At 40.1% G+C, this 13,069-nt stretch carries 12 protein-coding genes; 8 read left to right on the top strand and 4 right to left on the bottom strand.

Going from position 1 to position 13,069, the window contains the following annotated elements; all coding sequences use genetic code 11:
* The first annotated feature begins 80 nt into the window (after positions 1–80).
* Positions 81–2,633, top strand: coding sequence for a BREX-1 system phosphatase PglZ type A (pglZ, locus tag ACFVS2_RS19805; protein ID WP_390236908.1), 2,553 nt, complete (start codon positions 81–83; stop codon positions 2,631–2,633).
* A gap of 18 nt (positions 2,634–2,651) precedes the next feature.
* Entirely contained in the window at positions 2,652–4,706 is a 2,055-nt protein-coding gene (gene brxL, locus ACFVS2_RS19800) for a protease Lon-related BREX system protein BrxL (RefSeq protein ID WP_390236816.1), read from the top strand.
* A gap of 859 nt (positions 4,707–5,565) precedes the next feature.
* Here brxL and ACFVS2_RS19795 read toward each other — a convergent pair.
* Entirely contained in the window at positions 5,566–6,078 is a 513-nt protein-coding gene (locus ACFVS2_RS19795) for an SMI1/KNR4 family protein (RefSeq protein ID WP_390236814.1), read from the bottom strand.
* Positions 6,079–6,321: 243 nt separating this feature from the next.
* Between ACFVS2_RS19795 and ACFVS2_RS19790 the strand changes: the two genes are divergently transcribed.
* From ACFVS2_RS19790 to ACFVS2_RS19770, 5 genes are all read left to right on the top strand, one after another.
* Positions 6,322–7,689: a helix-turn-helix domain-containing protein gene (locus ACFVS2_RS19790; protein ID WP_390236813.1), complete on the top strand. Its 1,368-nt coding sequence runs from the start codon at positions 6,322–6,324 to the stop codon at positions 7,687–7,689.
* Positions 7,689–7,817, top strand: a complete 129-nt coding sequence (locus ACFVS2_RS19785; protein WP_390236811.1) for a hypothetical protein — start codon at positions 7,689–7,691, stop codon at positions 7,815–7,817. The genes ACFVS2_RS19790 and ACFVS2_RS19785 overlap by 1 nt, the downstream gene beginning before the upstream one ends.
* A gap of 110 nt (positions 7,818–7,927) precedes the next feature.
* Positions 7,928–8,254, top strand: coding sequence for a Spo0E family sporulation regulatory protein-aspartic acid phosphatase (locus ACFVS2_RS19780; protein WP_390236809.1), 327 nt, complete (start codon positions 7,928–7,930; stop codon positions 8,252–8,254).
* 118 nt (positions 8,255–8,372) lie between these two features.
* Positions 8,373–8,789, top strand: coding sequence for a hypothetical protein (locus tag ACFVS2_RS19775; RefSeq protein ID WP_390236808.1), 417 nt, complete (start codon positions 8,373–8,375; stop codon positions 8,787–8,789).
* A 24-nt stretch (positions 8,790–8,813) separates the two neighbouring features.
* Positions 8,814–9,281 carry a hypothetical protein gene (locus ACFVS2_RS19770; protein WP_390236807.1) on the top strand — a complete coding sequence of 156 codons (468 nt, stop codon included), beginning with the start codon at positions 8,814–8,816 and terminating at the stop codon, positions 9,279–9,281.
* A gap of 121 nt (positions 9,282–9,402) precedes the next feature.
* Here the strand turns inward: ACFVS2_RS19770 and ACFVS2_RS19765 are convergent, their stop codons facing one another.
* The 3 genes from ACFVS2_RS19765 to ACFVS2_RS19755 all read right to left on the bottom strand — a co-directional run bounded on the left by ACFVS2_RS19765 (position 9,403) and on the right by ACFVS2_RS19755 (position 11,132).
* Positions 9,403–9,588 (bottom strand): hypothetical protein, encoded by a 186-nt coding sequence (locus tag ACFVS2_RS19765; RefSeq protein ID WP_390236806.1) that lies wholly within the window; start codon positions 9,586–9,588, stop codon positions 9,403–9,405.
* Positions 9,589–9,779: 191 nt separating this feature from the next.
* Entirely contained in the window at positions 9,780–10,292 is a 513-nt protein-coding gene (locus tag ACFVS2_RS19760) for an SMI1/KNR4 family protein (RefSeq protein WP_390236805.1), read from the bottom strand.
* Positions 10,293–10,571: 279 nt separating this feature from the next.
* Positions 10,572–11,132, bottom strand: a complete 561-nt coding sequence (locus tag ACFVS2_RS19755) for a hypothetical protein (protein WP_390236803.1) — start codon at positions 11,130–11,132, stop codon at positions 10,572–10,574.
* A 468-nt stretch (positions 11,133–11,600) separates the two neighbouring features.
* Here ACFVS2_RS19755 and ACFVS2_RS19750 point away from each other — a divergent pair, with 468 nt between their 5' ends.
* The gene (locus ACFVS2_RS19750) at positions 11,601–12,470 is read left to right on the top strand and encodes a hypothetical protein (RefSeq protein ID WP_390236801.1); all 870 of its coding nucleotides are present in this window, start codon (positions 11,601–11,603) and stop codon (positions 12,468–12,470) included.
* Positions 12,471–13,069 lie beyond the last annotated feature (599 nt).

The raw sequence follows: 13,069 nt of genomic DNA, 5'->3' as shown, positions 1-13,069 counted from the left end.
TACAATGGGGATATACCAGTTAATCTTGGTATATCCCCTTATTTTGAGCCTGATGAAAAAGGTGTTGATAAATCGTGAATATGGATGAAGTTATAAAAGCACTGAAGGATGCTTTTCTTCAACCACTTAATGAACGTGAACAACGTAAAATTGTCTTCTGGTTCGATAAAGACCATGAGTTTGCTGAATACATCCAGGAAATTTCCATAGAGAATGTCAAGGTACATTTATTGACTGAAGGTAACAGCTTCTATACGAAGGTACTACTCGAAGAAAAAGATCCAACTTCAAATTACTTGATCTACTCTAACTTAGATATGAACATGGAAGACAATTGGCTGTTGGATACGATTCTTTACTCGAAGACCTTCTATGCTGATAGGTTATCCCTCATTATGAATGAGTTGAATATTGACCCTTCTTTACGAAGTGTTGTAAAGAAATACGAGAAGTTCTTTGGCAGTAAGGAACGTCTTCGGAAATTTAAGGCATTTGAGGTTTCGACCTTTACAGAGGAAACCATTGAGTTGGTCATAATGAGTGCTTTGTCTAATCTCAAAAGCCCTGATTTCGAGGATGTCTTGAAAGTTGTTCTGATGGATACGCTCGATGACAGCCAAAACAAATATCTGGATCTGATCACGAAGTTTGTGGGATCAGAAGTGTTTTGGAATGCGGTGGCTGAGCGGTATGGTTATGAGCAAAGTCACAAATCACTCAAGACGCTGTTTATTCATTTGAGTATCTCTGCATTAAGCCATGCGGTTAACGAGGAACATCTCTCACTCATTAAGAACTATATTGCCACTCGAAACAGGTCTAATTCATTGGTGTTTATCGATCACTGGATGCATCATAAAACAGATTACCAAGTGTTCGATCAGTATGCTGAAATTGCCGAGAAAGAAATCAAGTTATCAGATATTGTGAACAAGTTTCGTGTAGAGGAATTCAAAACGGCGGATACCTTCCCCTATTTCGACAAAGCCATCATTATCTATATCGCAAACAGTCTGGAAGAACGGTTGGAGGATTATGAAGCGTATACGAGGTTGATTAACCTGCGTAGAGCGAAACATTATTATGAGCAGTATCAATACATATATGAAGCTCTGTACTACACCGTTAAGATGTTCGAGTTCTACAAAAGATACAACCTGGGTATCCCGAAAGCACAAGCTGTGGATATGTATCGAGCTTATGTGAACGATTATCACCAAATGGACACGTACTATAGGAAGTTCTATGTTGCTTATGATAATGATTCCAACAGTGAAATTTTGAAGAAACTCAAGGTGATGGTTGAAAACTTGTATACCAACTGGTACATGGGCGAATTAAATTCGCACTGGTCCGTAGCTGTGCAAGATGAGATGAAATCAAGCTGGGTACTTCCAGGTATCCAAAACCAAAAGGATTTCTATAGGAGCTTTGTTGCTCCTAAAATTTATAATGGTGATAGGGTATTTGTAATTATTTCTGATGCTCTTCGTTATGAAATAGCGGCGGAACTGGCGGACAAGCTTAATTCAGAAACGACAGGAGCTTGTGATATCCAGCCGTTGTTGGGAGTAGTTCCTTCCGTTACGAAGTTAGGAATGGCATCGCTTCTACCGCATAAGACCTTGGACATTGATCTAAACGGTAAAGTGTTGGTTAACGGCCAATCCTCAAGTGGAATAGACAATCGGATCGACCTTCTACAAGCGACAGTAGCCGATAGCACAGCAGTTCACTTTCAAGAGCTGAAAAATATGAATAAGGCTGGTCGCAGAGAAACGTTCAAAGGTATGAAGCTGATTTATATTTATCACGATAGCATTGATGCGACAGGAGATAAGGCTTCTACCGAGATCTATACATTTTCAGCGGTGGAAAGAGCAATCGATGAATTATACGATATCGTCAAGATCATTAAGGATGATTTGAGCGGTACGAACATATTCATTACTGCCGATCATGGCTTCGTTTATCAACGTGAGTTATTAGAAGAGAGTGATAAGATCGAGAAAGAAGGTATTCAAGCCTTTGAGATCAAGCGGCGACACCTACTTTCACAGGAAAAGAGGGGGCGAAGCGGTCTTCTCGATATTAATATGGATACCCTGATCAAGAATGAGCATCAGATCACGACATACGTTCCGAAAGCAGCAATCCGTTTTAAAATTCAAGGAGCAGGAGCGAACTTTGTTCACGGTGGAGCCAGCCTTCAAGAAATTGTCGTACCGCTCATTCAATTTAAAAATATTCGCAGTGGACAGAAGAACAGTCGTGAAATCGAGAAGGTAGATGTAAAGCTTACCAACACGACGAGAAAAATAACAAACAGCCTGTTCACCCTTACATTCTTCCAGACTGAGAAGGTGGAGGACAAGAGAGTTCCACGGACAGTGAAAATCTACATGGTGGATGATGCGGATGGCGTGATTAGTAATGAAGAAATGCTGATTTGTGACCGCACTTCGGATAAGCCAGATGAACGGACATTTAAGCTTCGTTTTGCATTGAAGTCGATTCCATATGACAAGAACAATAACTACTATCTCATTACGAGAGATGTTGAAACAAATGTAATCGTGGAGAGAACGCCATTTACAATCAATTTAGGTATTGTAAGCGATTTTGATTTTTAGAGGAGGGGAGGAATTCGGATGGAGACAATAGGTGGAGAACAATCATTCGATTTAGATCGCAAGCTGAATGATGTTTTTTCGGGCAGAGTCGTTCGAAAAGACCTGACAAAGCTGATGAAAGAAGGAGCAAATGTCCCTGTTTATGTTCTTGAATATCTGCTTGGGATGTATGCGGCAACAGACGATGAGGATAACATCCGTGAAGGGATCGAACGTGTAAAGAAGATCCTATCCGAGAACTTTGTAAGACCTGATGAAGCAGAGAAGGTCAAGTCGAGAATTCGGGAACTGGGTCAGTATTCCGTTATCGATAAGATTTCTGTAACACTCAATGAAAAAATAGACTCCTATGTGTCAGAGTTCTCGAATTTGGGTCTAAAAGGAGTTCCTATTTCTCCAACCTATGTTAAAGAGTACGACAAGCTCTTGGCAGGTGGTATCTGGTGTATGCTCAAGATGGACTATTTCTTCGATGAAGAGGTGAAGAACAGTAATCCGTTTAGTATCAGTAGCCTAAAGCCTATTCAAATGCCGAATATGGATCTTAACGAGGTATTCGAAGGCAGAAGAAGCTTTACGAAAGAGGAATGGATCGATGTACTCATTCGCTCGACAGGTATGGAACCGACACAGCTTGAGAATAGAGTAAAATGGCATCTACTTCTCAGGCTCGTACCACTTGTCGAGAATAACTATAACATGTGTGAATTGGGTCCAAGAGGAACAGGAAAATCCCATGTATATAAAGAGATCTCACCTAACTCTATCCTGGTGTCAGGCGGACAATCGACTGTAGCCAATCTGTTCTATAATATGTCCACGAAAAAGGTCGGGCTTGTAGGGTTATGGGACACAGTGGCCTTCGATGAGGTGGCTGGAATAACGTTTAAGGATAAAGATGGCGTGCAGATCATGAAGGATTACATGGCATCAGGGTCTTTTGCGAGGGGAAGGGAAGAGAAGGCGGCTTCCGCGTCCATGGTTTTCGTTGGTAACATAAATCAAAGCCTCGATTCGTTGATTAAGACTTCCCACCTGTTTGCACCATTCCCTGAAGCAATGGCGAACGATTCGGCATTCTTTGATCGGATGCACTACTACCTACCAGGCTGGGAAGTACCGAAAATGCGTCCAGACTTCTTTACCGATAAGTATGGCTTCATTGTGGATTACATGGCCGAATACTTCAGGGAGATGAGGAAGCGTTCGTTTGCTGATGCTCTTGATCGGTATTTTAAACTGGGTAATAATTTGAATCAGCGTGACGTGATATCTGTACGCAAAACGGTGTCAGGGTTGGTAAAGCTCCTGTATCCAAATGGTGAGTATACTCGAGAAGATATTGAGGAAATTCTGAAATACGCTCTTGAGGGAAGAAGACGGGTAAAAGAGCAACTCAAGAAAATCGGGGGCATGGAATTTTACGATGTTCATTTCTCATACATCGACAAAGAAACGTTGAATGAAGAATATGTACCTGTTCCAGAGCAGGGCGGCGGCAAACTAATCCCAGAAGGACTTGGAAAGCCAGGGCATGTGTATACGGTAGGTCATGGTGACTCTGGTATGATCGGAGTATACAAGCTGGAAAACCAAGTTGTATCGGGAACGGGTAAGTTTGAGAAGTCGGGCGTTGGATCTCATCGAGGAGCAAAGGAGAGCTTAGACACGGCATTCCGATACTTTACTTCGAACAGTAAAAGCATCAGTGGCTCGATTAGCACCAAAACGAAGGACTATCTCATGCATATTAGTGATTTGCAGGGGATAGGATTGACAAACGAACTTGCCATTGCAGAGTTGATAGGATTATGTTCTGGAGCATTGGAAAGACCTGTACAAGAGAGCATGGTGGTACTTGGAAGTATGACTGTTGGCGGGACGATTGCCAAGATAGAGGAGTTCGCCAATACGCTCCAGGTTTGTGTGGACGCAGGGGCGAAGAAAGTGCTAATACCTGCAGCTTCCGTAGTAGACTTTCAGACAGTTCCTGCCGATTTGCTTATTAAGGTTCAGCCTGTATTTTATTCGGATCCGACTGATGCGGTATTTAAGGCATTGGGTGTCGGTTAATAAACGAAGTAACATAAATGAAACTCCGCCGCTGAACACAATTTGTTCAAATCAGGCGGAGTTGTTTTGGTTTGCTTTATTCGCATAGAACAGCTTTTTTATCAACTCCGCTCCTCCTGAGATATTTGCTCAGCTTGCGAGAATAAGGACGTACTTTTAACAAGAGAAAGATCTCCTTGACCCTACTTGATCTCCATCGCCATTTCCATTATTCGTCTATATTGAAATGTCTGGTTTTCCGCCACTTCTATATGTAGCGATAGCTTTAGCGAAGTAGTCGCTTTTGTTTGGCATGCCTTGTAAAATGCTCGTAAACATAATTGATTGAGCATGAAATCTCTGAGTAGGATGCTTTCGCCGCGAGCAAAAACAACTATTGCGTTGTTGGAAGTAAGCTTTCTGCTATTAAGCGAAGATGAATATCTCTTTCACATGACTTTGAATAACTTCCTCGATGATCTCCTTGTTTTCTTTTTGCTTTACTCCGTCTATGATCAAGTATTTGTCAGTCAAATGTCATTTAGTATTGCTAGTGTGACAGAGATGTTGTATTTGGTGGTTAGACTGTCAGCAATTTTTGAGCGAAAAATATAGGTACCAAGATCGGAGGTCAACATTTTGATTGACACTCACACGGCCATTCGGCACTCACTACGAAACGGCCGCCGATTTTCTCTTCGAGGGCTCGACAAAGTGCATGTTGAGTTTGGGATTGTGGCATTAGTACATAACCTGTTGAAAGTGGCGGGTATCCGTCTACCCACTTTCCTCAAAACCAAAAAGGAAGGTGAGGAAAACGAAACGCTTTTCCCCACCTTCTTTACTTTTTTAGGGACTTTTTAGACAGCCCCTTTTTTTCTTACTCTTCCTCCTCAATAGGTCGATCCCAAAACTCAATTCCCTCATGCTCAATAAGTTGTTCCAGCAACTCTGTGAACGTGAGGTCTATGTCGATAGTATCGTCTGGTAGTATCGATCCAACCCATGTGAGGTAACCTTTGCCACTATGTATTCTGTCTTGATCCACACATATACAGCTATTTGAGATATCACTCCAAACGATAGGATAGTAAGGATGGTCGATGCTGTAGCCTTTCCAGTACCCAATGACGAGTTCGGTACTTAGCACATCATAACCCCCAGAGTTATGCTTGGCGCTCTTAAATAGTGTTGCACTTTTGTAGTGGCTTAAAAAACTGACGTAATCCTTTGGTAACTCAAACGATTTTAATTTCTCCTTTGTGCCTGTGATAGACTCGTTCGAGAAATAGAATGTAAATTGATATTCCTCGTTTTTGATATGCACGTTCCCGTCTACACTTGTCTTACTTCCCCTGATCTTACTAATGAGGGCTTCAAAAGGATTACTCACAGGATCACATCCTTCAATGAGAATAGGCACTTTCAATTGAATGACAGCCCAATTTTACATTAATTTCTTCGATAACTTCTCCACCAGTCAGTGACATCATCATGATACAAGGTGTACTCTATATGGACAAATCATGCAGGACAATAGCTCTTCCTTCCAAATATTTACATACAAGCACTCCTTCTGTAAAATATAGGAAGCTTGATGTTTCTTTTGTTATTGCTAAGGAGGAGTAGGTTTAATATGCAGGAAGGCAAAATAGTTCAACGATCATTACGTTCGGAAATTGAACATCACCTAAAAGAACGTGGTTACACACTGACTAAACTTGGCGAGATAACGGGTATTAATCAGGGAGTACTGAGCGACATCTTGAATCGAACTCCTTCTCGGGCTATGACGATTGGTCATCTAGACGCGCTTGCGGTAGCTTTTAAACAGGCTCTTGGATGGTTGTATGAGCTGTATGTAACGGAATGCTTCGTCGAGGGAAGAGTGTCTCGTTCACGAGTTATTCCCTATCTGGTTCGATGCGCAGAAATTGGCAGACAAGATTGCATCGAGTTAATTGTCCCTAACCTCTTGGAAAATCAGAAAAACCTGTCCATTCTGTTTTCGGTGGCAGAGAAGCTTTTTACAACTGGGAAACGAGAGGAGTCAATCCCGTTTTACCAGCTTGTAATTGAAGCTGAAAAAGACAGCCATGGTGATCGTTTTGTAATGTCTCAGTATCGACTTTTTCGTGCGGCACAGGGAGGAACTGATTCAGAGAAAAAATGGGAAGCAGTCATCCGTTTTAATCCTTATCGAAAGAGGCTGCCAGAAAATCATCAATTAGACGCGCTGCTACAGTTAGCAAACGTCTGCTTTACACTCCACAATTGGAAGGAGGTAGAACGATATGCAGATGAGTTAAGAGAGTTAGCAACTATAATCTACAATGAGGAAGTACAAAGATGGGAAATTGATGGTGTGGGCGGAATACTTGAAACAGAACGCCATCTCGTTGTTTATTATGGACAAGGATTCTTACTAAAAGGACTCGCATTACAATTACAAGAGCGATATGAAGAAGCGATCAGTTGTGTTCAAGAATATGCGGAACTGGGATGGTTTAAATTCCGTGATGAACTTGCTGAAATGGAAATTGAAAAGTTTCGAGGGTGGGCAAAAGCGAATCACTACACGTTGAATCTATTAATGGGGCGTACAGAACTACTTTCTGAGTATGTAAATCATCTAGCCAATAACCCACCAGAAATTTTGGCGGGTATGTTTACCATTATGGAGACGGCCAATAGATTCGGACTATCTGTAGATGACGTTGTGGAGCGTTTTTCTAAGGATATCGCTTGCTTTCAAGACTATGAAGATCCTTTTAGTCTTACCCGTCATCTTCATTTTCGGTATCATATAGCGATATATCAGCTTCATAAGGGGCGAATTGCTGAAGGTATTGCAGAAACACTACGCTGCCTTGCTTTAGCGAGCAGGATGAAGGAGCAAGAAAAGTTCCAAAGCTGTGTTGCTATGTTCTGGAAATATCGACATAGTGCTTCTGATCAGCAGATAAATGATTTTCAAAACATTTTGGAAGGGAGAAAAAAGTAATGCGAAATATGTTACTGCTACTTACTGTCCTATTCGGACTATCTCACGGAATGGTTGTACCAGATCATCAAGAGGTACGAAACGGTCATCACGTAATTATTAAGTATACCCATGGTGCAGGAGGCTAAGCTGTAGAAAAACACCCGAAAGGGTGTTTTTTATCATTCAAAATTTTTCAAAGGTCCGTTTACTGAATGTTGGTATATAGTTATAAATGTACATAAATTAATGTGCAAAAATGTCAAAAAAGGAGGTGAATCCCATAGGAGCTACTGCATATGAAAAGGGCGTTCCTCCCCATTACCAGGTTAAAGGAACGCCCGCAGGAGGAGCAGTTAAAGCTCCTATAAGTAAATGTACCACGCTACTCTTAGATCGGGAAGGAGGAACTTATCAGGAAATAGATCATTTAAAGAACATTGTGGAACAATTGCGGGAACAACTTGTGCAAATGTTTTTAGCAAAGAATGATTTGTTGGATGATGAAGTCGTGGAATTAAGTCAGCAATTGGATCAATACATTCTAGCAATTCAATCAAAAATGATGCTAAAAATTAGAAACTAAGGTGTTACAGAAGAAACTACAAATCTATCTACGATCAATATATACAAAATAGGTATATTCTACCCATTTTGAAATTTGGTAAAATTAGTATAATATAGAAATGTATTTGGAGGTTAGTATGAAAAAAGCACTTGCTCGCATTACAGCTCTTTCAACAGCCCTATTCACTCTCGCTTTATCGACTTCAATAAGTTTTGCTGCGAATGGTGACAGTAACACTACATTAAGCGGCGATGACTACGGGATTGCTCTGTACAAATCCAATATTCATGATGTGACCGACACTTCTGCTTATTTATGGGCTTATACTGAGGGAGAAGGAAGTGACCTCGCTAAAGTAAGAGTCTACTCTTATTTCTACGTGAATGGAAATCTCAAGCATCAAGACTACGATAATGGTACAGATTATGCATCAATTGATTACGAAGCTAATGTTAAAGCATTAATGAAAGCCAAAATCACATCGTCCCATTATGCCTACAACAAGATAGGTGATAAAGTGACGGAAACGTCTGAGAGAGAATATCCAAATTAAAGCATGTAGGAGGTATTTGAGGTTATGAAAAAACGCAGTATAGCAATTTCGGGTCTTGTTTTAGCTGGTGCAATTTTCGCAGGGAGCAGTCTATACGCAAGTGAAGATGTTGAGCAGTACGAAAAAGGAAATCAAATGAAAACGCTTAATTCCTTAGGGATCGAAGCAAAGTCCGATGATTTGGTAGCCATGAAAACTTTGACTGACGAAAATGGAAAAGAGTGGATTTATAACGAATTCACCAAAAGAGCGCCGCTAATGGATAAAATAGAAAATGAACGTTCTGTAGACGTGAAGGATGCCTTCATTGAAGTTCAGGACGAGATCATGCAGAAGCACGCAAAAGTAGGGGATACCATTCCAGTTATTCTTCTGGATGAAGAGTTAAAAGAAGGTTCTTTTTCGTTTAACAGAGAAGACGGTGAGGCTCTGATCTTCAAACTAAAATATAATGAAAAGAATGGAAAATGGGATTACGAGCAGGAAAGATAATCTCGAATTTGATTCAGTATGAACGTTGTACTACATGAAGCGAAGGAAAAGGCGACTCTAAAATTGATCGCATAACGTAAAAAAGCCCTCCTCGAGTTATTCCGAAGGAGGGCGTCGCCTTTTAGAATGCAGTTAAGATTAACTCAAAAGCCTTTTGGAGCGTTTGGACTTGTTCATCTGACAGTAGCCCGTACCCTGCTCCTACAATTGCAAGAGCTCCCCCGACGATCATGAAAACTCCCTGTTTCTTCTTGTTTGTTTTATCCATGTATTGTTTGAATTCGAGTGAATAGCGTTTTTGGTGCATAAAAAATCCCCCTCTGTTCTTCTGATACTAGCTTAACAAGATAAGGGGTACTAACTAAGAGCCAAAAGCGGCGCTGGGATTACCCCCAACTTACAGAAAAAAAGCTGAGAGCTTAGTCCCAGCTTTTTGGCAGTCATGCATTAGTCGTCCGATTAATCCTGAGGACGCACTATAAAAGGCGTCCTTTTTTCTTACTCTTCCTCCTCATGGAACGGAATCCAGAATTCCTTGCCCTCGTGTTCGATGAGTTGATCTAACCACTCAGTAAACGTCAGGTCTATGTCTATCGAGTTGTCGGGGTCAATCGTTTGAATCCATGTGAGGTATCCGCGCCCGCTGTGGAGTCTGTCCTGATCAACGCATACACAGCCTACTGAGTGGCTGCTCCAAACGATAGGATAGTACGGATGGTCGATACTATATCCTTTCCAGTATTCAATGACGAGTTTGGTACTTAATACATCGTAGCCCCCAGCGTTGTACTTTGCATCTTTAAATAGGGCTGCACTGCTGTAGCAGCTTAAAAAGCTGATGTAATCCTCTGGCAGCTCAAACGATTTTAGTTGCGACTTTATGTCCGTGATAGATTCGTTCGATGGGTAAAGCACAAATTTATGTTCTTCGTTTGTAATGTGCACGTTTCCTTCTATAGATGTCCTACTCCCCTTGATCTTACTAATGAGGGCTTCAAAAGGATTACTCACACGATCACATCCTTCAATGAGAGTAAGGACTGTCAATTGACATGCAGCTATCTAACAAATGGAAGAAAGGCTTCATCCCCGAAGAGGATTGACTCCTTCTACACGAACGAGTCAAGGGGGGCGCTTCGCCTCACGCCCCTGACTCGATTGGTTGCCAATAAGAGGTCCTAAGTAGGGAATGAAACTTTTTCATATATATAATTGTTTGAGTTTACTCGAAAATTTTGACAGACCCTCTACATGCTACCCGATGAACCCTTCGCCCATCCTGCGACTCTTTCATATCGTCTCTTCCTTAATAGTACCATCCTCGAAAACATGTTTCACATTAATAACGTTACCCTCTCCTTTATAATAATAACTAAATGTACTAACCTTTTCGTTATTATCAAATTCTACAAATAGCTGACCATCGAGCATCCCATTTTTCAAACCCTCTAGATCAACAATGTCAACATTCATTTTTTGTAGTGTCGTACCTCTCGGAATGAATTTATATTCTGTATTATTAGTGAAATCAAACCTCCATATTACTATATTCCTTTCAGGACTATTTACTTGCTCGTATTTTTCTCCAAACACCTCTTTTACTTGATTAGCATCTTGCCCAATAGCTAGCTTTGTGTTTATTGAATCGATTTTTGGGGGGGTATCATTACTCTGTTTAACAGGGACATTAGTCTCTTCTTCTGGTTTTTCTTGCTCTTTAATTTGAACTGCTTTCTCTTCATAACTATTGTTATCTTGGGTCCTAGAATCGGTTTGAACACAACCAACGTTTAACAAGAACACACAAACTAGTAGAAGCATTAACAATAGGAATTCTCTGGATTTTAACACCATTATCCCTCCTTGCGTAATTTGTAAATAGTTTTTTTCTCATTCTCTAATTAATTCTTTAGTTTTTCATTCAACGTAAAATGAAGACATCCTTCTCCTTTAGTATATTATTTGAGCTTCTTTACCCAATAGCCCGACAAACAATTCCCCTTTTGAATCATGCCCAAAAGCACATCACAACCCGCATAAATCCGAAGTAATTTTCCTCAGAAAAAATGCCCAACGGGCGGAGGAAAATGTCTCTGATCTCTTCTAATGGCAGTATCCTTCGTTTTGTGATAAACAAATTGAAAATCTATAGTTTCAACGAAGTGAAAACTATAGAATTAGATCTATTGTATAAGAAATATGACAAAATATCCTTTTTTTCCTAAAACAATCGTTTATTTTCCAAAATATAGTGTATTATGAAAATGGTGTAGAATATTGGAAGTATTATACACTAATATTATTTCAAGGAGAGTAAACATGTTAAATCACAAAAAAACAGTAGTATCTCTTGTTGCCACTGCCGTATTAGCTATATCTATACCTCTGAGTGCATCAGCAGCATGGTCAAATGTGAAAGCGGTCCCAAAAATTGGATGGCAGGGATCTAAAACATATTATAAAGCAGTTGCAACTACAACTGCTAAAATTAAAGGAAGCAAAGGCAGTAACGAACAATTATACTTAGCTGCTGAGCTTGCCAAGGATGCACAGTGGTATGATAGTAATACTGGATTGTATGAATCAAGTAGTGGTGAAGTAGAAGTGAAAAGTTCAAGAGAAGTCGATGCAGCTGAATGGAGAAATATAGGATCAGCGGCAATTTGGGACAAGAAAAAACTGGATTACATTGAATTTCATGAAATGGTAGATTTGGTAGACCACCCAGGAATCAAAAATGACAATATGAAACATTTAGCTGCCTATCAAGAATATAAAGATAAGGAAATTTCCAACCATTTAACAACCATTTACGAAGAGATACAAAATTCATTAAATATAAATACGGACGAGTATGATCTCTTTCAACGTTTTGATTTTACAATGGAAAATTCCACATTATCAATGAATGAGTACGGTAAGTTTATCAAGGCATTGCATGAATCAATTTACCAACCTAAAAAAATCGAAAGTGGTGATTCTATTCCGGGCATTTACTTACACCATGATAAATCTGAGATTTTTGTAGTATTTAAGTCTCAAGATGGTAACAATCATATTTATCAGTTCTTAAAAGACTCAGAAGGTAATTGGGACTTAGCAGAGAGCGAGGAAAGCCAAGGGAAGAAATTAAAGCAACTTGAACTTAAATCACAAGAAGAATTTATAAATGAGATATCTGAAAATTAATAATAAAACTTAAAATACCATAATTACGTATTTGGAGACTGAAAATAGCCAGTCTACAAGCAGACGCCTCTTGAAAAAGAGGCGTCTGCTGTTTTGAGTGCGCCCAGCATGGGCGATAGCTCTAGGGTGTAAGTCCCGAACGGGGGTTGGCTGTACCAAGAAAGAGATGGATTATTTCGTAATAAACGATATCCAAAAAAATATATAATCAGCTTATAATATCCAGATAACTAGGAGGGGAAAGTGATGAACAGGCTTCTCTTGCATATATTTATGACGGTGTTCTTAGTTGCTGTGCCTCTAACTATTCAAGCAAATGAGGTACAAAACATTCTAAACCATTCTCAAGTAGTTTCCTATGGCACTGACCCAGGGTGGTAAAATCAGATGTTTTGTTCTTGTGTAACAAAAGCACTTTGACAACTATTGCCAAGGTGCTTTTATTCATCTTCTCTGCACAAATATCCACAATACCTACTGAGACGAAAAGGATGCATCTGTCGAGAGCTAATCTAGGATATTACTTAGCGAATACTGCCACATCGGAAGCTTGTCTATTTTGCTCACACCACACATGTGGAGTACTGTACACTGTTAGT

The sequence above is a fragment of the Brevibacillus sp. NPDC058079 genome (assembly GCF_042885155.1).
GTDB lineage: Bacteria > Bacillota > Bacilli > Brevibacillales > Brevibacillaceae > Brevibacillus.
Note: the sequence above shows the minus strand (reverse complement) of the source record. Positions and strands in the feature narration are given on the sequence as shown.

Excerpts from the sequence above, each read along its gene's own strand:
- ACFVS2_RS19785 (WP_390236811.1), top strand. The coding sequence starts at position 7,689 with ATGCGAAATATGTTACTGCTACTTACTGTCCTATTCGGACTATCTCAC.
- ACFVS2_RS19780 (WP_390236809.1), top strand. The coding sequence starts at position 7,928 with ATGTCAAAAAAGGAGGTGAATCCCATAGGAGCTACTGCATATGAAAAG.
- ACFVS2_RS19750 (WP_390236801.1), top strand. The coding sequence starts at position 11,601 with ATGTTAAATCACAAAAAAACAGTAGTATCTCTTGTTGCCACTGCCGTA.
- pglZ (WP_390236908.1), top strand. The coding sequence starts at position 81 with ATGGATGAAGTTATAAAAGCACTGAAGGATGCTTTTCTTCAACCACTT.
- ACFVS2_RS19770 (WP_390236807.1), top strand. The coding sequence starts at position 8,814 with ATGAAAAAACGCAGTATAGCAATTTCGGGTCTTGTTTTAGCTGGTGCA.
- ACFVS2_RS19765 (WP_390236806.1), bottom strand. The coding sequence starts at position 9,588 with ATGCACCAAAAACGCTATTCACTCGAATTCAAACAATACATGGATAAA.
- brxL (WP_390236816.1), top strand. The coding sequence starts at position 2,652 with ATGGAGACAATAGGTGGAGAACAATCATTCGATTTAGATCGCAAGCTG.
- ACFVS2_RS19790 (WP_390236813.1), top strand. The coding sequence starts at position 6,322 with ATGCAGGAAGGCAAAATAGTTCAACGATCATTACGTTCGGAAATTGAA.
- ACFVS2_RS19775 (WP_390236808.1), top strand. The coding sequence starts at position 8,373 with ATGAAAAAAGCACTTGCTCGCATTACAGCTCTTTCAACAGCCCTATTC.